Source organism: Leeuwenhoekiella palythoae (assembly GCF_020310025.1).
Taxonomy (GTDB): Bacteria; Bacteroidota; Bacteroidia; order Flavobacteriales; family Flavobacteriaceae; genus Leeuwenhoekiella; species Leeuwenhoekiella palythoae.
In genome coordinates this window covers 3,765,360-3,783,817 of sequence record NZ_CP084318.1, presented here as the reverse complement: position 1 = coordinate 3,783,817, position 18,458 = coordinate 3,765,360, and the positions used below count along the sequence as shown (strand labels likewise).

The following is an 18,458-nucleotide window of genomic DNA, read 5'->3' as shown; positions in this document are numbered from 1 at the left end:
ACATAGTTACAATGGAAATTAAATACGATGAAAACGGACTCGTGCCGGCTATAATTCAAGATGCCAAAACTAAAACGGTTTTGATGCTTGGCTATATGAACGAAGAGGCTTATTTGAAAACCAATACTACTAAAAAAGTTACTTTTTATAGTAGAAGCAAACAGCGTTTATGGACAAAAGGCGAGGAAAGTGGGAATTTCTTGAATTTAGTTGCTATTAAAAATGACTGCGATAATGATTCGCTTTTGGTGACCGTAAATCCAGTGGGACCTACGTGTCACACCGGGACAGACAATTGCTGGGGCGAAGATAACAAGCAGACTTTTGGTTTTCTAACGGAATTGGAGCAGACTATTGCAGACCGAAAAGGGAATCAGAGTAACGACGATAGTTATGTGGCAAGTCTTTTTCGAAAAGGAATCAACAAAATTGCGCAGAAAGTAGGAGAGGAAGCCGTAGAAGTTGTTATCGAAGCAAAAGATGATAACGATGATTTATTTCTAAATGAAAGTGCAGACCTTCTTTTTCATTATCTCATATTGCTGAAAGCTAAAGGTTTTGGACTAAGTGAGATTGAACAGGTATTGCTTGATAGAAAGAAATAATTGAATCTGGAACATATTTAACGTTTTCAGCAGCGCTAAAAATTTAAAGTCCTTTCCTACAAGAAAGGGCTTTTTTGTTGATTATATTTTTTAGATAAACAACAAGATTTGACGTTACGAAGCGCATAATGCTTTTAAGAAAGGTGAAAAATGTAGCCTTTTTCGACTATTTTAAAGATAAATCTAGAAATAATTAAAATTCAGTTATTTAGTACTTGTAGATTACTATTGGGGTGTTTGTAACAAAGAATTTAAACAACTAAATCGATTGATATTTAGTATTTTACAAGTGAAATTTGTAATATTTCTTTCTAAAATATTTTTGAACTCAAGTTATTACTAAAAAATATAGGTGCTTAGTACAAGTATTAATATTTAGTTAAAGGATTTAGGAAATCAAAGAAATGTAAATAATGCGCAGTTAAGCGTATTTGCTTGTATTTCATCTTGTTATTAAAGAAATTAGGGTAACAATCATCCAATATAGATTATGCCCAAAATTCTACTTTTCTTCTCTCTTCTTCTTACATGTTTTATTGCCCATTCACAGGTGGGAATAGGAACTACAGACCCACATCCTGATGTGATGCTAGATGTCAATGGCGGATTGCGAATACGCAATTATAATGACGGTAGTAATGATGCAGCAAAAGATTCTTTAGTCGTTTTGGATGGAAGAGGTGTGGTTCACCGCATCGCTACAAGTACCTTACTTGCCAATATGGATAAATCATTAGTTAAGGCAAATATTTCATCCAGTGCATCATCTTTGTTAAGTATAACAATTGGAGAAAGTTTAATAAAGTTTGACAATACAGAATTCGACATTAAAGGAGAGTACAACTCTTCCTCAGGATATATTACAATTGAAAATAGCGGAATTTATCGAATTACGAGTCAAATTCTATCTTCATCTACAATTTCCGGACTTGTTTTGTTTGGTTTGCGATTGAAAATACGAAAGGGAGGGGTAGGTTCATTTAACACAGCCGCAGAAACCAATTATACAGGACTCAGTGCTGTCCCTAGAACTATTTCTACAATATTGGAACTTGAAGCTGGAGATCAAATCGCCTTTTATTCTTATAATGGTTTATCTATAGGCGTAATAAACCTCAGTGCTAATGCATACGATAATTATTTTACCATCGAACAAGTGCGTTAGCTATCCCTCCATTTCAATCAAGGTAAGGGCTAAACGAATTTTATAGTAAGGAATCTTTTCTTCAAAATGCTCAAAATAAGGCTTTAGACCTTCTGGATGTCCTAGTTCTTGTCGAGCGGTTTTTATTTGAGCAACTTCTGTTTGACTTACATAGTTATATAAATTAAGATCAGCACCGTCTTGCGCTAATTTGGCTAAATGTGAATATACCGTAGTATCCTTTAAATCTCTTTTAGCCGCTATGGCTTCCACACTTAAACCTTCTTTTAGGAGTTCATAGGTTACCTGATGTGTGGCACTTTTGCTTCCTTTTTTCTTGATCTTATTTTTCTGAAAATCTATAATTGCTTTGATAAAAGCATCTCCATATACTTCAAGCTTGCGTTGCCCCACACCACTAATTTCAAGAAATTCCATTTCTGTGACCGGTCGTACTTGCTCTAGTTCTTTTAGCGTTTTATCGCTGAATACTAAATAAGCAGGAATCTCTTCTTCTTTGGCAATTTCGGCTCGTAGAGCACGCAGTTTTTCAAACAGCTCATTACCTTTTTTGATTTTAGGCTTTTTAGCCTCAATAGGTTCCTTTTGCAATACTTCGGTAGGTGAAGTCAGGCGTACTTTTTTTCCATGGAATAAAATTTCTTTACTGGATTCGGTCAGATGTAGGTTGTTTCTTAGATGAAAAGCAATCTCACAATAGCCTTGATTGATGAGTTGTAACACATAATGCTGCCAGTCTTTCCAAGAAACATCTTTTCCGATCCCGTAGGTGCTTACTTGATCTAATTGATGATCTAGAATATGTGCATTTTTAGCTCCTCTCAAAATATCTATGATCACACCAATAGGTTCACTACCTTTTACACGTGCGATCGTAGAAAGTGCTTTTTGAGCTAAAATGGTTCCATCAAAAAACTGCGGCGGATTTTTACATACATCACAGTTGCCACAATCCTCGGCCAAAAATTCGCCAAAATAACTCAGTAAGATCTTACGCCTGCACGTGGTTGCTTCGGCATATTGCTTCATACGGTCAAGCTTCGCGTTTTGCACTTCTTCATTTCCGGCGCCTTGCGTAAAACGTCGCAGTTGCAACACATCAGCATAACTGTGAAAAAGCAGTGCGTGCGATTTTAGTCCGTCTCGTCCCGCACGTCCAATTTCCTGATAATACCCTTCCAGATTTTTAGGCATATTATAATGAATCACCCAGCGCACATTAGATTTATCAATTCCCATCCCAAAAGCGACTGTAGCACAAACTACTTGGGTTTTATCATAAATAAAATCTTCCTGCACTTTATTGCGCTCTTCAAAGCTTAAACCAGCGTGATAACAAGTTGCCGCTATACCCTCTGCCTTTAAAGATTCTGAAACACTCTCGGTTGTTTTTCGGCTCAAGCAATAAATAATCCCGCTAGTGTCTGGGCGCTTTTCTAGAAAACTCTTGATCTGGTTTAAGCGTTTGTCTGCTGAGCGGACTTCTAACGTGATGTTTTTTCGGTCAAACGAACTGATGAATTGTTGCGCCTCAGAGATGTTTAATTGATTTGCGATATCCTCGCGGGTCGCTTTGTCTGCAGTCGCCGTAAGCGCGATCATAGAAATTTGTGGTAAAGACTTTTTCAGAAATCCCAACTGCTGATAAGAAGGTCTGAAATCGTGACCCCAAGAAGAAATGCAATGCGCCTCATCGATTGCAATACAACTGATGTAGGTTTTGTTTAAAATAGGGTTAAGGCCTGCTAAACTTTCGGGCGCAACGTAGAGCAATTTTAATTCACGGTTAGCAACTTGATCTAGAATCTTTTGTTGGTCTTCAGCGCTCTGGCTGCTGTTGTAAAAATCAGCGGCGATCCCGTTAGCTTTCAATCCATCAACCTGATCTTTCATCAGCGCGATCAAAGGTGAAATTACAACTGTTAGGCCGTCAAAAAGAACAGCAGGAAGTTGGTAGCATATAGATTTTCCTCCGCCGGTTGGCATAATCACGATCGCATCATCTCCACCAAGCACCGTCTCAATGATCTTACTTTGCTGATTTCTAAAACTATCGTACCCAAAGTAGGTTTTTAGTGTGGTAAGCAATGTATTTTGATCTACTGATACGCTCATAACTTCTTTTTCTCAATAATCGAGATTCAATCCCTGCGGATAAACCCGAAGTAGTTTATTGCAAAAAACGGAATTTTTAGGCAGACCTCAGTCGCTTTGCTTTTTTAATCTAAACGGAATCAATCAAGAGGCTTTACAGTTTACAAAAACCGTAAAATCAATATCGCATTTTTACGCTAAACTCAAATTATTAAACTAAAATTGACAATTGCATAATTCTTAAATTTAACCTTTATAAAAGCTAATGCTCACGGGCTTTGGCTTCAAATTTATTACTAAAATTGTTCTACATGAAAGCGAGAAAATATACCATTGCGGTCCTTCAATTGGCCTTAAATAATACACCCCAAAATAATTTGGAAAAGTGTAAAAAGTGGGTTGCAGATGCTGCTGAAAAGGGAGCTGAGATCATTTGTTTGCCTGAACTGTACAGCAGTCATTATTTCTGTCAGGATGAGGATGTTGACAATTTTAAATATGCCGAACCGCTTTATGATGTGTCTTTTACTGAATTCAGTGCGCTGGCTAAACAATTAGGAGTCGTGATCATTGTTCCGTTTTTTGAAAAACGTATGAGCGGCATCTACCACAACAGTGCTTACATCATCGACACCGATGGGAGCGAAGCCGGCCTTTACCGCAAAATGCATATTCCAGACGATCCTCATTTTTATGAAAAGTTTTATTTCACTCCGGGAGATCTTGGTTTTAAAACGATCAAAACGCAAAAGGCTAATCTAGGTACTTTGATTTGCTGGGATCAGTGGTATCCTGAAGCAGCCCGTCTCACCGCGTTACAAGGCGCTGAAGTTTTGTTTTACCCGACTGCGATTGGCTGGCATCCACAGGAAAAGGAAGAATTTGGTGTAAATCAGCACGGCGCTTGGATGAATGTCATGAAAGGGCACGCGGTGGCCAATGGAGTATATGTAGCTGCAGCAAACCGCATAGGACTAGAACAGTATGTGCCTGATACTAACGGCATCGAATTTTGGGGACAAAGCTTTATCTGTGGTCCGCAAGGGGAAATTTTAGCTCAGGCTTCAGCAGATCAAGAAGAAATACTTCTCGCAGAAATCGACCTTGATCTTCAAGAAAATGTACGCCAGAATTGGCCATTTTTTAGAGACCGTCGCATTGATTTTTACGGAGAAATAACCAAACGCGCACTAGATTAATTTATGAAAAACAACAGACGTTTACCTGCAGAATGGGAGAAGCAACAGGGGATTTTATTATGTTTTCCCAGTAACGGAAACGACTGGCCCGGTAAATACCAGGCAATTCAATTTGTTTTTATTGATTTCATAAAAAAGATCGCAGAGACCGAAACAGTTTTTCTACTCATCGGGCGGGAAAGTATAAAGGAAAAAGTGATCACAATGCTTGAGGCGGCACACGCCAATATGAGCAAAATCACGTTTATCTTACAGAAAACGAATCGCAGCTGGATGCGTGACTCAGGCCCGATCATCGTTAAAAATAATGGAGCGCGGGAGGCGCTAAATTTTAATTTTAACGGATGGGCAAAATATGGCAATTACCGTTTAGACAAACAAGTACCCAAACGTATGGCTGATTTTTTAGGAATTCCATTGCAGCAGATTATGTATAATGGGGAGCCAGTAATTCTTGAGGGTGGCGCTATTGATGTAAATGGTAAAGGAACTTTACTCACTTCTGAAGAGTGTTTATTAGATCCTAAAATTCAAGTACGCAATCCGGGATTTACTAAAGAAGATTACGAGAGCATTTTTAAGCAGTATTTTGGGGTTACAAATACAATTTGGCTAGGCAATGGCATCGCAGGTGATGACACTCATGGGCATATAGATGATCTCTGTCGCTTTGTAGATGCAAAGACCATTGTTACAGTAGTAGAAACTGATAAAACAGATCCTAATTATGCTGCCTTGCAAGATAATTTAGCCCGTTTAGAATTGGCTAAATTAGAAGATGGCAGCAGCCCTAAAGTCGTGACCTTGCCTATGCCCAAGCGCATTGACTATGAAGACCTGAGGCTTCCGGCGAGTTATGCTAATTTTCTAATTCTCAACAAAACGATTTTGATGCCCACTTTTAATGATCCTAAGGACTGTGTGGCTTTACAGACCTTGTCTGATCTTTTTCCAACACGCAGCGTCGTAGGTATTTGTGCTCTTGATCTGGTTTGGGGCTTAGGTACTTTGCATTGTTTAAGTCAGCAAATTCCTTCTTAAATAGGTATAGAATAGAAGCCGTTTAAAACCGTACATTTGCAGCGGTTAAAGCAACAGCATTGTTGCTAAAATACTTATTATGGCCTCTTTTGAAGATTTTAAAATAAATAAGCAATTGCGTTATGCAATTGAAGACCTGGGTTTTTCTACTCCAACACCTATTCAAGAACAAGCGTTTTCTGTAGTCAAATCAGGACGCGATGTAGTTGGGATTGCTCAGACCGGTACCGGAAAAACCTTTGCATATATGCTTCCGGTATTAGAAAATTTAAAATTCTCAAAGCAAATCAATCCGCGTGTTTTAATTATAGTACCCACCCGCGAACTCGTTTTACAAGTTACAGAACAGGTGAAAGCCTATGGTAAATACAGCTCCATCAGAGTTGTAGGGGTGTATGGTGGAACCAATATCAATACGCAAAAAGAGGCGGTATTACAAGGTTGCGATATTCTCGTAGGTACTCCGGGACGGTTGTATGATTTGGCACTAAGTAGAGCGCTTCAGTTAAAATCTGTAAAACAATTGATCATTGATGAAGTAGATGTACTACTGGATCTTGGTTTCCGTTTTCAACTGGTGAATATTTTTGATTTACTTCCGGCTAAACGGCAAAACATCATGTTTTCGGCAACGATGACTGATGAAGTAGACGAGTTGATGGACACTTTTTTTACCAGTCCGGAACGCATTCAAGTGGCACTGAGCGGTACTCCGCTTGATGCTATTGAGCAGCATTATTATGAAGTACCCAATTTTTATACTAAAGCAAATCTGCTAAGTGTTTTACTGAAAGATAAAAACGAATTCAAAAAAACGCTGGTATTTGTTTCAAATAAAAAACTAGCAGACCGACTTTTTAAAGTGCTTGAAGAAGTTTTTGGAAACGAAGTAGGCGTGATTCACGCTAATAAAACACAAAACTACCGTATCAACGCTATAGAGCAATTTGACGACGGCACGTATCGCATTTTGATCACTACAGACGTGATGGCACGCGGTCTGGATCTTGATGAAGTAACTCACGTATTTAACGTAGATGTACCGCGTTTTGCCGAAAACTACATGCACCGTATAGGTCGTACCGGTAGGGCAGGAACTACCGGTAAAAGCTACTTAATAGGTACGCCAGATGAGCTGGAGCGTAAAGAGGCTATTGAAGCCTTGATGAACAAAAGTATCGCGCAGGTAGATCTTCCGGAAGGCTTAGAAGTATCGAAACGTCTGATTCCCGAAGAAGAGCCCAATTATGTTGAAATCAACAATCCTACAAAACGGGACGACACCCGTGGCGCTAGTTTTCACGAGAAAAAGGAAAAAAATAAAAAGGTAAATCTTGGCGGAAAGTACAAACGAGAAATTGCCAAGAAATATAAAAAACCGAAGACACGTGGAGACAAAAACTACAACCGAAGAAATAAGCGTAAATAGCTAGAGGTTCTACAGTTGGCATTGTAACGCTTTCGCTGGTCAGGAAGCGTTATAAACTTATTTCAGTATCAAAAAGATATTCTTTACAAACACGTCAAAGACTTTTACGGAAGTGATTTATTTTAATAATTCTGTAAAAATAGTGTTATAAAATTTCGTACTTTTTAAACTTTAAATGCATTTTTAATGAATTGGTGGGCTAATCGGTTAATCAACTGAAGCTTCCCCTGAAATTTATAATTTGCTCGAAACAAATGCCTTGAGTTTAGCTACGAGGTAGTTACAATAGAAGTATGAAACGTAGAAATACCATTAAACTGCTTACGCTGGGCACAGGAGCAGTTTTTGTTTCGCCGCTCGTTAGCGGCTTGCTTTCCGGGTGCAAAGCAGAACCAAAAGCGCCAGAATTCGATCCAGAATTCTTCAATGAGAACGATTTGCCCTTTTTGGTTGCGGTTATAGATACTTTAATTCCGGCGACTGATAGTCCTTCGGCATCAGAAGTAGGGGTTCCGCAAATGCTAGATCATATGATCGCCGGACTATATTCGGAAACAGATCAGGCCAATTTCTCAATGCAATTTTCGGCTTTAAAAGATTACCTCAATACCATAGACGGCCAGTCTTTTGTTTACTTAGATCCTGAGGAGCAAACGGCTCATATTCAAGAGCTTATCAACTCAAGGGAAGATTCAACTAATGCTGCACGTAGCGGACTTTTAGCAATTAAAAATCAATCAGTTAATTATTATTTAAATACTGAAACGATCGCTAAAAATCATTTGAATTATTTACCGGTGCCGGGACCTTTTTTACCGTGTGTACCTCTTGAAGAACTTAACGGAAAAGCCTGGGCAATATGAAAACAGAAGATACTATGAACACCCAATATGACGCTATTGTAGTAGGCTCCGGAATCAGTGGTGGCTACGCAGCAATGGAACTTTGTAAAAAAGGCTATAAAACGCTAGTGCTTGAGCGCGGTCGGGATGTGGAACATATAAGCGATTATGAAACGGCGAATGACGATAACTGGGATTTGCCGTACAATGGGCGCGTTCCTAAAAAGGAAATAGATGCGCACTATCCTAAACAGAATCGCTTAAGCTGGTGGGTTAATCAAGATAATAAGCCGTTTATTAACAAAGATGATGAATACCCGTATGAGGAACTTTCCCGCTTCGACTGGATTCGCGGGCATCACGTTGGTGGGCGTTCAATTATGTGGGGCCGGCATTGTTACCGCTGGAGCGATATTGATTTTGAAGCCAATAAAAAGGAAGGCATTGCGATAGACTGGCCTATACGCTATGCTGATATTGAACCTTGGTATGATCAGGTAGAAACTTTTGTTGGGGTGAGTGGCCAAGCCGAAGGTTTGAAACAAGTGCCGGATGGAAAATTTTTAAAGCCTTTTGAACTCAATTGTGCCGAACAGGATTTTAGAGAAAAGGTAAACGCTAAATATCCGGAACGAGTGGTGACTCCGGGGCGTATTGCCAACTTATCTGAGTACGACCCCGAGGTGCATTTGGGAACACGCGGCCAGTGTCAAACCCGTAACCGCTGTTGGCGGGGTTGTCCTTTTGGAGCGTATTTCAGCAGTCAGTCTGCGACATTACCCGTTGCTCGCGAAACCGGTAATCTTACTGTACGGCCCTTTAGTATCGCTGCTGAAGTTTGTTACGATCCAAAAACGCAAAAAGCTACCGGTGTGCGTGTGATTGATGCCAATACCGGAGAAGAAACGGTATTTACAGCGCGTATTATCTTTTGTAATGCAAGCACGGTAGGTACTACAGCCTTATTATTAAACAGCAGGTCTGAACGTTTCCCTAACGGAATGGGGAACGATAGCGGTGAACTAGGCCATAATTTAATGGATCATCACTACGGAATGGGAGCCGGCGGTACCTATCCCGGTTTTGAAGAGGTGTACTATCAAGGCCGCAAAGCCAACGGATTTTACATTCCTCGGTTTAGAAATATTGATGATGAAACAAAACGCGCGGATTACCTGAGAGGCTTTGGATACCAAGGAAATATTTCTCGCGGAGCACATGTACCGGAAGAAACAATAGGAGTGGAGCTTAAAGAAACCATCTTTAAACCGGGGCCGTATAATGTTTCGGTGGCGTGTTTTGGAGAAATGTTGCCTTATCACGAAAACCGAATGTTTTTAGATTTTGAAAAGCGGGATCAACACGGAATGCCCATCATTACATTTGATGCCAAATTGCGTGATAACGAGATGAAACTACGTGAGGATGGCGTGCAATGTGCCGTTGAAATGCTTGAAGCTGCCGGTGTTGAAAATATATGGAGCTACAATGATCTTACTGCTCCCGGCGCGTGTATTCACGAGATGGGTACCGCCCGAATGGGTAGTGATCCTAAAACCAGCGTACTCAACAAATGGAATCAAATACACGCAGTTCCTAATGTTTTTGTTACTGATGGCGCGTGTATGACCAGTAGCGGCACCCAAAATCCCAGTATTACCTATATGGCGCTAACCGCTCGTGCAGTAGATTACGCAGATAAGCAGATTAAAGCGGGGAGGTTGTAACGTCTTTTAATACATTTATACTGAATAATTTTAAATAATAGATATGACCAAAACGAAAATTGCCATCGGCTTAGGTAATATAATACTACTATCAGGAATTCTTTTTTATTTTATTGGAGTAATGGAAGCAGAGTTGGTAATCAAAGCTTTTATGGTGCTTGCTTTTTTAATTTTAGGGACACAATTATCAGTATCCTCACTATTTAAAAAGAAAGCATAATAAATAAGACAATATTGAAATGACTAGAAATAAGATAGCAATAATACTAGTTACTCTGATCCTTTTGGCTGGAATTCTGTTAACGTTAACCGATATTATTTCAGAAAAAATAGCAATTAAAGCATTTATGGTTCCTGCTTTTGTTATTCTAAGCATCCAATTAAAAGCTATTCTTAAGGAGAAAACGATTTAATTTAGTTGATCATACCATCCCAAGCTAATACTTCGCCCGGTTGCATAGTATTGAGTTTTAAATTCCCCACGCGTACCCGTACTAATCTTAGCGTAGGGCAGTCAATTGCAGAAGTCATCTTGCGCACCTGTCTAAACTTACCTTCGGTGATGGTGATGCTCAACCAAGTGGTTGGTCCGTGGCGAGAATCTCTTATTTTTTTTCTGCGGTCAGGCAGCGCCGGTACTTCCACTAGCTTTTGTACTTCGCAGGGTTTTGTAGTATATTTTTTGCCCTCTAAGCCTATCTCTATTCCATCTCTCAACTGATCTAGTTGGGCTTCGGTGGGCACGCCGTCTACCAAAGCATAATATTCTTTTTCAATCCCGCTTCGGTTGATGTGATCGCTCAGAACACCATCGGTTGTCATGAGTAATAAGCCTTCTGATTTTTCATCAAGCCGTCCAATAGGCATTATTCCTTTTGGCCAATCGTAAAGTTCAGCTAGGAATTTTTTCTTCCGCCGTTGGCGTAAATCATTACTGCTAAGCTGACTGATGTAGCCATAGGGTTTAAATATGAGAAAATGTTGTGGTGAGGCCAAGAGACTTATTTTTTTAGCTTTGCGAAAGTATAAAAATATCAACGAATCTGAGGTTACAGCTTTAGCCGGAGATGTAAGCGGTTTAGGCTCTAAAAGCTTATTTTTGGTTACTTCAACGCAATACAGATTCTTTTCTGCTTTTTATGACAGGACAACACAAGCGCAAGCAGCAGGCCAAACTACTTAGACAATTTAGAAGCGTTTACCGGGCTATGGGCGCTTTATTATTTGTATTCTTTTTTGTGATTTCGGTTTCAGGATTACTGCTGGGCATCAAGAAAAACAGCGGAGATCTACTCTTACCAAAAACCCAAAAAGGCACAACAACCGATTTAACACAGTGGCTTCCGCTAGAGGATTTAAAAGAGCAAGCGATACAGGTTTTACACGATTCTGTTTCGGCAGACTTGTCAACTAAACTAGATCGTATTGATGTAAGGAATGAAAAAGGAATCGTCAAATTTATCTTTGACGGCCATTACTACGGAATACAGTTAGATGGCGCTACCGGCAATGTTTTGCACATTGGTAAGCGGCGCTCAGACGTGATCGAGAATATTCACGATGGTTCGATACTCGATAATTATCTAGGAACGGGCGGCTATATCAAATTGGTTTATACACTAGTGATGAGCATTGCTCTGCTATTGTTTACCATTACCGGATTCTGGCTGTGGTATGGTCCTAAGCGTATGCGAAAAGGGCGTAATTAATTGATTAAAAATTCACTATGCTGAAACAATTTGGCGGAAAAATCACTCCTGAATTGAAAAAACGCTACGCCCAATCTCCTAATTGGAAGTCGGGTAGTTTTCAAAATCTGGAAGAAACCACAATGGATATTGGCCTGGCGGAAATGCCCGGTATGCTTTGGAAAATGTTTTTCTCTAAAGGAAACACCATTCCTCAACAAAATTTACCCATTCAGGCTTTTGATAAAACGGCATTTTTAGCGCCAGATGATTCCTTTAAATATATCTGGTATGGGCACGGTGTATATTTACTCCGCTTGGCCGGAAAAACCATTCTAATCGACCCAATGCTTGGTCCCGATGCAGCACCAATTGCGCCCACAAAAAGTGCGCGTTTTTCAGAAAACACTTTGCAATTGATTGATGATTTTCCGCAAATTGATTTGATGTTACTCACACACGATCACTACGATCATCTGGATTATGCAAGTTTAAAAAAACTGCTTCCCAAAGTCAAGAATTACTATGTTGCATTGGGTTGTGGCAGACACCTAGAGGCGTGGGGTGCCGCCCCACATACCATTACCGAATTTGATTGGTGGGACTCCCACACGTTTGCAGATATTGAGATTACGTTTACACCGAGCAGGCATTTTTCAGGAAGAGGCTTACGCGATAGAGCCAAATCACTCTGGGGCGGTTGGGTATTAAAAACTGATAAAACAGCTTTATTTCATACGGGAGATGGCGGTTACGGCGCTCATTTTAAAGAAATAGGAGAGCGCTTGGGTCCGTTTGATCTGGGTTTTGTAGAATGTGGTCAATATAACGAGCGCTGGCGTGCGATACATATGCTGCCCGATGAGGCGGTACAAGCCGCTTCTGATGCTCAAATAAAACGAGCGACACCGTATCATTGGGGTGGATTCAAATTGGCTTTTCATTCGTGGACCGCACCTGCGGAAGATTTTACAGCAGCGGCCCAACTAAAGCATTTAGAGTACACCTTGCCAAAACTAGGACAGTTAATGCACCTCGATCAACCGGCACAAGTTGATGCTTGGTGGAAAGACATCACCTAAATTATGGAGAATAAAGCCATATATGCCGTAATTCTTGCCGCGCTAATTGCCGGATTCAATGGGATTCTTATAAAAGCGATGCCCAGTTTATCTACCGGTGCTATCGGTTGGTTTCGGGCGGGAGTTCCTGTATTGTTTTTGCTTCCGGGATTGCTAAAAGCAAGGCAGTTAAAAGTACAAGGCAGTACCAGAATGCTCTTATTGGCATCGGTGATCAATGCGGTGCGTACTTATTTTTTTCTGCTGGCTTTTGTATATACTTCCGTAGGTAATGCTATTGTTCTGTTTTACATATATCCGCTGTTCATTACCATTATTGAAACTACGGTTTACAAAGCTCCCATTAGCAAGAAGCAAGTTTTATTTATGCTTTTAGCCTTCGGCGGAATAGCTTTCACCTATGCTGATAAAGAATTCAGTTTTGAATCTCGGGATTTTATAGGAATGCTTGCTGCGATTCTTGCTGCGGTAGGTTATGCCTTTTTTGTTTCGATCTTTAAGCGGCAAACGCAAGACTGTAACCGCAACCAATTGCTTTTTTATCAAAATTTAGCAGGAGCGGTTTTATTCATTCCCTTTTTATTCGGTTTAAAGGATGTTGCATTGACCCATATGGGAATTGGCGTTTTTTACGGACTTCTTATTGGGATCGTGCAGTTTGGACTATTCTTTTTCGGACTAAAACACCTCAATGCCACTACCGCCGCTTCTTTAATGTATTTAGAAGTGTTAAGCGCAGTACTCTTGAGTTTTTTCATTTTGAACGAGGAACTCAGCTGGAATACCTACGTAGGCGGTGTGCTCATCTTGATCAGTAGTTTCTATATCTCTAAACTCAACCGGAAAGCTTCGTAATTGGATTGAGCAGATTTCAGCGATTAGTTATACATTATTGCACTAGATCTCACATTTCTAAATATGTATAGCATCTTAGCAAAAGTGACAAGTGATTTTGAAAACCGCAGCGCACTTTTGCGGTATGAACACACTTTCTAAACTTGGTATCTTTACGCTGCTTTTTATCAGCAGCTTGACTATAATGGTGGGTAGCGCGATCGCACCGGCTTTATCAGGAATTATTGAAGCAACTGATTTTAATTTTCCGCCGAGTTTGCTGATCACGTTACCGGCATTGGGCGTATTGGTTTTTGCGCACCTAATTGGTAAACTCACCAATGTTTTAGGTCCATTTAAACTGTTGGCGCTTGGTCTTATTCCATATGCAGTTCTTGGGGTGATCGGAGCTTATTTGGGCAACCAATACCTGTTGCTGATCGATCGCTTTTTGTTAGGGGCAGCTACCGTAGCCATTCAGGTTTCAGTAACCGGACTCATTGCTCAATTATTTTCAGGTTCTACACGGATGAAAATAATCGCTTGGCAAGGAATGGCGATCGAATTGGGCGGGGTGGTGTTTTTGTCCATTGGAGGAATATTGGGCGAATGGCACTGGCAAGCACCTTTCTATATTTATTTAATTGCACTGTTTTGCCTTTTTCTGCTTTATAACACCATCCCTAAGAACGCGCCAACCGATGCCGAGCAAACAAGAGAAACTCAGCACAAACCAACTTCTCAAAAAATCATCTGGGCGATCTGTGCAGCTTCTTTAGCGGCGATGGTTTTGTTTTTTGTATCGTTTGTGACGCTTCCGCTGTATTTAGATCAAAGATTTGATTTTTCAGAATCAATAATTGGGTATTATATGGCGTTCATTTCGCTAATGGCAATTGCTATAGCAAGCCAAATGCCTAAAGTGGTCAATAAATTTGGAGATGCCAAAACGGTCGCTATCGGATTTTTATTCTTTTGTTTTGGGTATGTGGTTTTTGCCGCTACGCATCAAATCGCGTTTCTTATACTCGCTGCTATTTTTATAGGGATTGGTTTTGGGCTCACCGTGCCGTTACTGAATCATATGACCGTAGAGGCAAGTACGCCTGAAACAAGGGGTAAGAATTTGGGCCGTTACTCGATGGGTATTTTTGGCGGGCAGTTTTTATCTACATTTATAACGTTTATCAGTAAAGACTATATTACAATTTATTGGGTTGCTGCCTCATTTGGTATACTCGTTTGTGTGATTCTCTTTATACTATTTAAAAAAGTTTTGAATACCTAAACCTGCCTGCTTGATGCATTTCGACTTTGTACTGCTAATCTTAGTATTTTTACAGGAAATGCCTGTAAATGCATACTACCGTTTGGAAACAGAAAATACAGCTTCTAGAGTCTTTGAATAAAGACACTAAATTACTTTCTGAAAATTCGTTTGGCTTTTATTTTACTTCAGATCAATCATTTTCCAAATTATATTTAAAGCCACTTAACGAAGCTTTCGCTGCTGAGGCTTATGAATATAACGAGGGTTTGTTGATCAATTTTGAGCGCGAACTTATCGAAGAAGATGATCAGGAATATGCGCTCGACGTGATGCAGCTTTTTAATGGAAATCGCTGTTTGGATTTAAATCATAATGTATGGATATCTAACCAGATACAGCATTCAATTGTTCTTTTAAAAGAGGAATATGCGTACGATAAGTGTTCTTACATTGTGCTAAAGACAATTCTAAAGGTGTTAATGCTTCAGTTAATTCGCTTTCAAAAAACGCATTATGCACCGCAGGAATTGGATCAAAAACGCATTTATGAATTTTTAAAATTGATGGAAACCCATTACCTCCAAGAAACGGAAAGTATTTTTTATGCAACTAAATTGGGGATCAGTGAAAAACGCTTGAATCAGATCTTAAAAGAAAAACTTCAACGCACGGCAAAACAAATCATTCAACAGCGTCAAATCACCGAAGCTAAACGGCTTTTGATACGTAGTGAAGCCACCATACAAGAAATAGGGTTTCAATTAGGATTTAACTCATTAAGCAGTTTTTCTCGATTCTTTAAAAATAAAGTAGGGGAGAGCCCATCTACCTACAAAGAGCTACATTCTTAGACTTATAACCTTTCTTTAGTTATTCAGACTTTTAAGAATTGCTTTGCGTTTTCACATTAAAACTAGGTGCCACATAATCTTTAGGTAAATAATCAGATGGAATCGTGCTTTGATTGCCATCACGGGCAGCACGGTAATGCGGCGAAAGAATCTCTATCCCATTTTCATTACATACATCTTGAATATTTTGATGCAGGTTAGAGTAGATGGAAGCTTGTTTATTGGCTTCGCGTACATAGGCATTGATTTGATAGGCCACATAAAAATCCTCTAAACTGGTTTGCAACACAAAAGGTTGCGGATCTTTTAAAACCAGATCTGTGCGTAATGCAGCATCAATAAGCGTCTGGTGCATCACTTTCCACGGAATATCATAACCGATAGTCACAGTGGTATGAATGATCAACCCTTTTTCCGGCGCATCACTACTGTAATTGATGGTGTGACTGCTCATCACCGTTGAATTAGGAATAGAAATGATCTCATTTTTGGGAGTCCGTACTCGAGTCACCAAAGAAGATTTTTCGATCACATCGCCTACGATTTCACCTATTTTCACCCGATCACCTATTTTAAACAAGCGCATATAGGTAAGCACCAATCCTGCGATCACGTTAGATAGTGACCCCGCTGAACCAAAGGTGAAAAGGAAACCTAAAAACACTGAGATCCCTTGAAAAACGGGAGATTCGCTTCCGGGTAAATACGGAAAAATCACCACAAAGGCAAAAGCGATCACTAGCACACGTACCAATTGATAGGTTGGGTTGGCCCAATCAGGATAAAACCCGTTAAAGGTCAGGCGGCCTTCGGCGATCTCAACTTTTAAAAAGTTTAAAAATTTCAGCAATAGCCTAAATACCACAATGATGACAACGATCGCAAAGATGTTTGGCAGATAATTCCAGATGGCGAGAAAAATCCCTTTTATGGGATTGATAATGTAACCTAACAGTTCATGCGCAAAGGCTTCCGTTTGTGGGAAAAAGCCAAAAATGAGCGGTAGCGCGATATAAATAGCCAGCAGCACCGTAACCCATTTTAATATGCGATTGATCAAGAGTAATACGTGTACCTGACGCTCGGTATCTAAAAGTGTATAATTCTTAACGGTAACCGCTTTTAAGCGCTTATGCTTTTGACGTTGAATTTTCAAAGCCGTCCATCTAAATAAACGCAACACGTATTTTATGATCAATCCCATCACGATGATCACCAGCAGGGCCATACCGATGCTTTTCAGTAAATTGATCAGGCTGTGTTCTTCCTTATAAACGGTCACCGCATCGGCAATGATCTCTTTGTACGAGGTGGCTAAAGCCAGCGGCGTGGTTTCAAACCACAGAGCATCCACTTCGGTAACACTGGCGATGGTTTGATTGCCATAAATTACATCAACAGTTGCTTCGTTTTCATTCACTTTGAGCGAATCAGAGAAAAATTCTAGAGTCTCGGTGAGACGCTTGATACGCGAACTGATCGCATTGGCGCGTTCTTGTGCCGAAAAACTTCCTAATCGATTATAGATTAAAAACAACGAATCTTCTTCAAAACCGGCAACCGGAAAACCTCTGGTAGTTTTTTTGAGGCTTTCTATTTGAAGACGTTTTTTTTCTAGAAGTTCATTTTCTTTGGTTTCAAACTGCTTGAGTTGTGCTTCTAATTGCGTCCGCTCTCTGTTGTTAGTAGAGCTCACTGCATCTAAGCGCGCTTCAAGATCGGCACGACGTATAGAATCTGCAAAACGCTGTTTTTCTAATTCGGCTAGTTTTTTTACAAAATCATCACCAGTCGTAACAGCCGGAACGGAATCCACAACTGTGGTGGTACTATCAGTCTGCGCCGAAGTGACGAGTGTAAAAAAGAAAATAAGAACAAAACTGAAACGCTGTGTAAAAACCATTTGTAAACCTCTTAAATGAAGTCTGAAAAGTACTTAATTTGATGATATTTCTCAATCAGTCAAACTTTTAATTCTGAGGCCTTTTTAAATTCAGGTATTTATGCGAACCATCGCAGGAGGGAAGCCGTTTTGATAAACCACAGGTACAGTCGTTTATACCTTTTCCAGATAAAATTCGGGAGGTATATTTTTCAATACGCCCTATGCGGGTTTTAACTTGTTTGGCTCCGCCGAAAAATAACAAGTAACCACGCTGCCTGCCGGGAGTTAATGCTTTAAACGCCTTTTCAAACTCGAGGTCTTCTATAAATTTTTGCTGAAGTTCTTCAGGAAAATCAAATGCTTCTGTTTTCTTTAAAACTACTTTCTGACCGGAAGCTTCTATAGAAATGGCCTGTTGAACATACTCTTGAATGCACTGCTTTTTCTTGACTATTTCATCTACCGAATAAAACTGTAATAATCTAACAGATTGCGAATTAACACCCGGCGCTTCAAGTAAATTATAAGTATCGTTGATCAGTACGCCTTTAAAAAAGCTGATAGCGCAAAAGTCTTTAAAACTGCTAATTATTAAAACATTAGTGTTTTTATAAGTATAGCAGGGATTGCGCCATTTAAAGGTTTCGCTCAATTCTGAATCCAGCACTAAACTTCTCAAATACGCCAATTCTTCATTCCACCTTGTGGCTTGCTTGAAAAACATGTCAGCTTTTGAATCCATATAT

Annotated in this window: 18 protein-coding genes; 14 read left to right on the top strand and 4 right to left on the bottom strand. The window is 39.9% G+C overall.

Annotated features, from left to right (window positions below; all coding sequences use genetic code 11):
* Window positions 1-11 precede the first annotated feature (11 nt).
* Both hisIE and LDL79_RS16185 read left to right on the top strand, forming a co-directional pair.
* Window positions 12-605, top strand: a complete 594-nt coding sequence (gene hisIE / locus LDL79_RS16190) for a bifunctional phosphoribosyl-AMP cyclohydrolase/phosphoribosyl-ATP diphosphatase HisIE (protein ID WP_225598487.1) — start codon at window positions 12-14, stop codon at window positions 603-605.
* Window positions 606-1,095: 490 nt separating this feature from the next.
* The gene (locus LDL79_RS16185) at window positions 1,096-1,770 is read left to right on the top strand and encodes a complement C1q domain-containing protein (RefSeq protein ID WP_225598486.1); all 675 of its coding nucleotides are present in this window, start codon (window positions 1,096-1,098) and stop codon (window positions 1,768-1,770) included.
* Here the strand turns inward: LDL79_RS16185 and recQ are convergent, their stop codons facing one another.
* Window positions 1,771-3,885 (bottom strand): DNA helicase RecQ, encoded by a 2,115-nt coding sequence (gene recQ / locus LDL79_RS16180; RefSeq protein ID WP_225598485.1) that lies wholly within the window; start codon window positions 3,883-3,885, stop codon window positions 1,771-1,773.
* 290 nt (window positions 3,886-4,175) lie between these two features.
* On the opposite strand from recQ, the gene LDL79_RS16175 reads away from it, so the two are divergent.
* From LDL79_RS16175 to LDL79_RS16150, 6 genes are all read left to right on the top strand, one after another.
* Entirely contained in the window at window positions 4,176-5,063 is an 888-nt protein-coding gene (locus tag LDL79_RS16175) for a carbon-nitrogen hydrolase (protein WP_225598484.1), read from the top strand.
* 3 nt (window positions 5,064-5,066) lie between these two features.
* On the top strand, window positions 5,067-6,104 hold the full coding sequence (locus tag LDL79_RS16170) for an agmatine deiminase family protein (RefSeq protein ID WP_225598483.1): 1,038 nt from the start codon (window positions 5,067-5,069) through the stop codon (window positions 6,102-6,104).
* A gap of 79 nt (window positions 6,105-6,183) precedes the next feature.
* A complete protein-coding gene (locus LDL79_RS16165) occupies window positions 6,184-7,533 on the top strand; it encodes a DEAD/DEAH box helicase (RefSeq protein WP_225598482.1) in 1,350 nt (449 codons plus the stop codon).
* Window positions 7,534-7,826: 293 nt separating this feature from the next.
* Window positions 7,827-8,396, top strand: coding sequence for a gluconate 2-dehydrogenase subunit 3 family protein (locus tag LDL79_RS16160; RefSeq protein WP_225598481.1), 570 nt, complete (start codon window positions 7,827-7,829; stop codon window positions 8,394-8,396).
* The gene (locus LDL79_RS16155; RefSeq protein WP_225598480.1) at window positions 8,393-10,102 is read left to right on the top strand and encodes a GMC oxidoreductase; all 1,710 of its coding nucleotides are present in this window, start codon (window positions 8,393-8,395) and stop codon (window positions 10,100-10,102) included. The genes LDL79_RS16160 and LDL79_RS16155 overlap by 4 nt, the downstream gene beginning before the upstream one ends.
* A gap of 43 nt (window positions 10,103-10,145) precedes the next feature.
* Window positions 10,146-10,322 (top strand): hypothetical protein, encoded by a 177-nt coding sequence (locus tag LDL79_RS16150; protein WP_225598479.1) that lies wholly within the window; start codon window positions 10,146-10,148, stop codon window positions 10,320-10,322.
* 194 nt (window positions 10,323-10,516) lie between these two features.
* Here LDL79_RS16150 and LDL79_RS16145 read toward each other — a convergent pair whose 3' ends face one another.
* On the bottom strand, window positions 10,517-11,098 hold the full coding sequence (locus tag LDL79_RS16145) for a pseudouridine synthase (protein ID WP_225598478.1): 582 nt from the start codon (window positions 11,096-11,098) through the stop codon (window positions 10,517-10,519).
* A 19-nt stretch (window positions 11,099-11,117) separates the two neighbouring features.
* On the opposite strand from LDL79_RS16145, the gene LDL79_RS16140 reads away from it, so the two are divergent.
* The 6 genes from LDL79_RS16140 (at window position 11,118) to LDL79_RS16115 (ending at window position 15,827) form a co-directional block, all read left to right on the top strand.
* Window positions 11,118-11,285: a hypothetical protein gene (locus LDL79_RS16140; RefSeq protein WP_225599995.1), complete on the top strand. Its 168-nt coding sequence runs from the start codon at window positions 11,118-11,120 to the stop codon at window positions 11,283-11,285.
* On the top strand, window positions 11,242-11,811 hold the full coding sequence (locus tag LDL79_RS16135) for a PepSY-associated TM helix domain-containing protein (protein ID WP_225598477.1): 570 nt from the start codon (window positions 11,242-11,244) through the stop codon (window positions 11,809-11,811). Before LDL79_RS16140 ends, LDL79_RS16135 begins: the two co-directional genes overlap by 44 nt.
* Before the next feature lie 17 nt (window positions 11,812-11,828).
* Complete coding sequence (locus LDL79_RS16130; protein ID WP_225598476.1) at window positions 11,829-12,872, top strand: MBL fold metallo-hydrolase; 1,044 nt, start codon at window positions 11,829-11,831, stop codon at window positions 12,870-12,872.
* 3 nt (window positions 12,873-12,875) lie between these two features.
* Complete coding sequence (locus tag LDL79_RS16125; protein ID WP_225598475.1) at window positions 12,876-13,727, top strand: DMT family transporter; 852 nt, start codon at window positions 12,876-12,878, stop codon at window positions 13,725-13,727.
* Window positions 13,728-13,851: 124 nt separating this feature from the next.
* Complete coding sequence (locus LDL79_RS16120) at window positions 13,852-14,994, top strand: MFS transporter (RefSeq protein WP_225598474.1); 1,143 nt, start codon at window positions 13,852-13,854, stop codon at window positions 14,992-14,994.
* A 68-nt stretch (window positions 14,995-15,062) separates the two neighbouring features.
* Complete coding sequence (locus tag LDL79_RS16115) at window positions 15,063-15,827, top strand: helix-turn-helix domain-containing protein (RefSeq protein WP_225598473.1); 765 nt, start codon at window positions 15,063-15,065, stop codon at window positions 15,825-15,827.
* A 31-nt stretch (window positions 15,828-15,858) separates the two neighbouring features.
* Here the strand turns inward: LDL79_RS16115 and LDL79_RS16110 are convergent, their stop codons facing one another.
* A complete protein-coding gene (locus LDL79_RS16110) occupies window positions 15,859-17,730 on the bottom strand; it encodes a mechanosensitive ion channel domain-containing protein (protein WP_225598472.1) in 1,872 nt (623 codons plus the stop codon).
* 67 nt (window positions 17,731-17,797) lie between these two features.
* Entirely contained in the window at window positions 17,798-18,454 is a 657-nt protein-coding gene (locus LDL79_RS16105) for a DUF1801 domain-containing protein (protein ID WP_225598471.1), read from the bottom strand.
* Window positions 18,455-18,458: the final 4 nt, after the last annotated feature.

Coding starts and splice junctions, on each gene's coding strand:
- LDL79_RS16170 (WP_225598483.1), top strand. CDS start 5,067: ATGAAAAACAACAGACGTTTACCTGCAGAATGGGAGAAGCAACAGGGG.
- LDL79_RS16175 (WP_225598484.1), top strand. CDS start 4,176: ATGAAAGCGAGAAAATATACCATTGCGGTCCTTCAATTGGCCTTAAAT.
- LDL79_RS16155 (WP_225598480.1), top strand. CDS start 8,393: ATGAAAACAGAAGATACTATGAACACCCAATATGACGCTATTGTAGTA.
- LDL79_RS16185 (WP_225598486.1), top strand. CDS start 1,096: ATGCCCAAAATTCTACTTTTCTTCTCTCTTCTTCTTACATGTTTTATT.
- LDL79_RS16110 (WP_225598472.1), bottom strand. CDS start 17,730: ATGGTTTTTACACAGCGTTTCAGTTTTGTTCTTATTTTCTTTTTTACA.
- LDL79_RS16115 (WP_225598473.1), top strand. CDS start 15,063: ATGCATACTACCGTTTGGAAACAGAAAATACAGCTTCTAGAGTCTTTG.
- LDL79_RS16150 (WP_225598479.1), top strand. CDS start 10,146: ATGACCAAAACGAAAATTGCCATCGGCTTAGGTAATATAATACTACTA.
- hisIE (WP_225598487.1), top strand. CDS start 12: ATGGAAATTAAATACGATGAAAACGGACTCGTGCCGGCTATAATTCAA.
- LDL79_RS16165 (WP_225598482.1), top strand. CDS start 6,184: ATGGCCTCTTTTGAAGATTTTAAAATAAATAAGCAATTGCGTTATGCA.
- LDL79_RS16160 (WP_225598481.1), top strand. CDS start 7,827: ATGAAACGTAGAAATACCATTAAACTGCTTACGCTGGGCACAGGAGCA.
- LDL79_RS16105 (WP_225598471.1), bottom strand. CDS start 18,454: ATGGATTCAAAAGCTGACATGTTTTTCAAGCAAGCCACAAGGTGGAAT.
- LDL79_RS16125 (WP_225598475.1), top strand. CDS start 12,876: ATGGAGAATAAAGCCATATATGCCGTAATTCTTGCCGCGCTAATTGCC.
- LDL79_RS16120 (WP_225598474.1), top strand. CDS start 13,852: ATGAACACACTTTCTAAACTTGGTATCTTTACGCTGCTTTTTATCAGC.
- recQ (WP_225598485.1), bottom strand. CDS start 3,885: ATGAGCGTATCAGTAGATCAAAATACATTGCTTACCACACTAAAAACC.
- LDL79_RS16135 (WP_225598477.1), top strand. CDS start 11,242: ATGACAGGACAACACAAGCGCAAGCAGCAGGCCAAACTACTTAGACAA.
- LDL79_RS16130 (WP_225598476.1), top strand. CDS start 11,829: ATGCTGAAACAATTTGGCGGAAAAATCACTCCTGAATTGAAAAAACGC.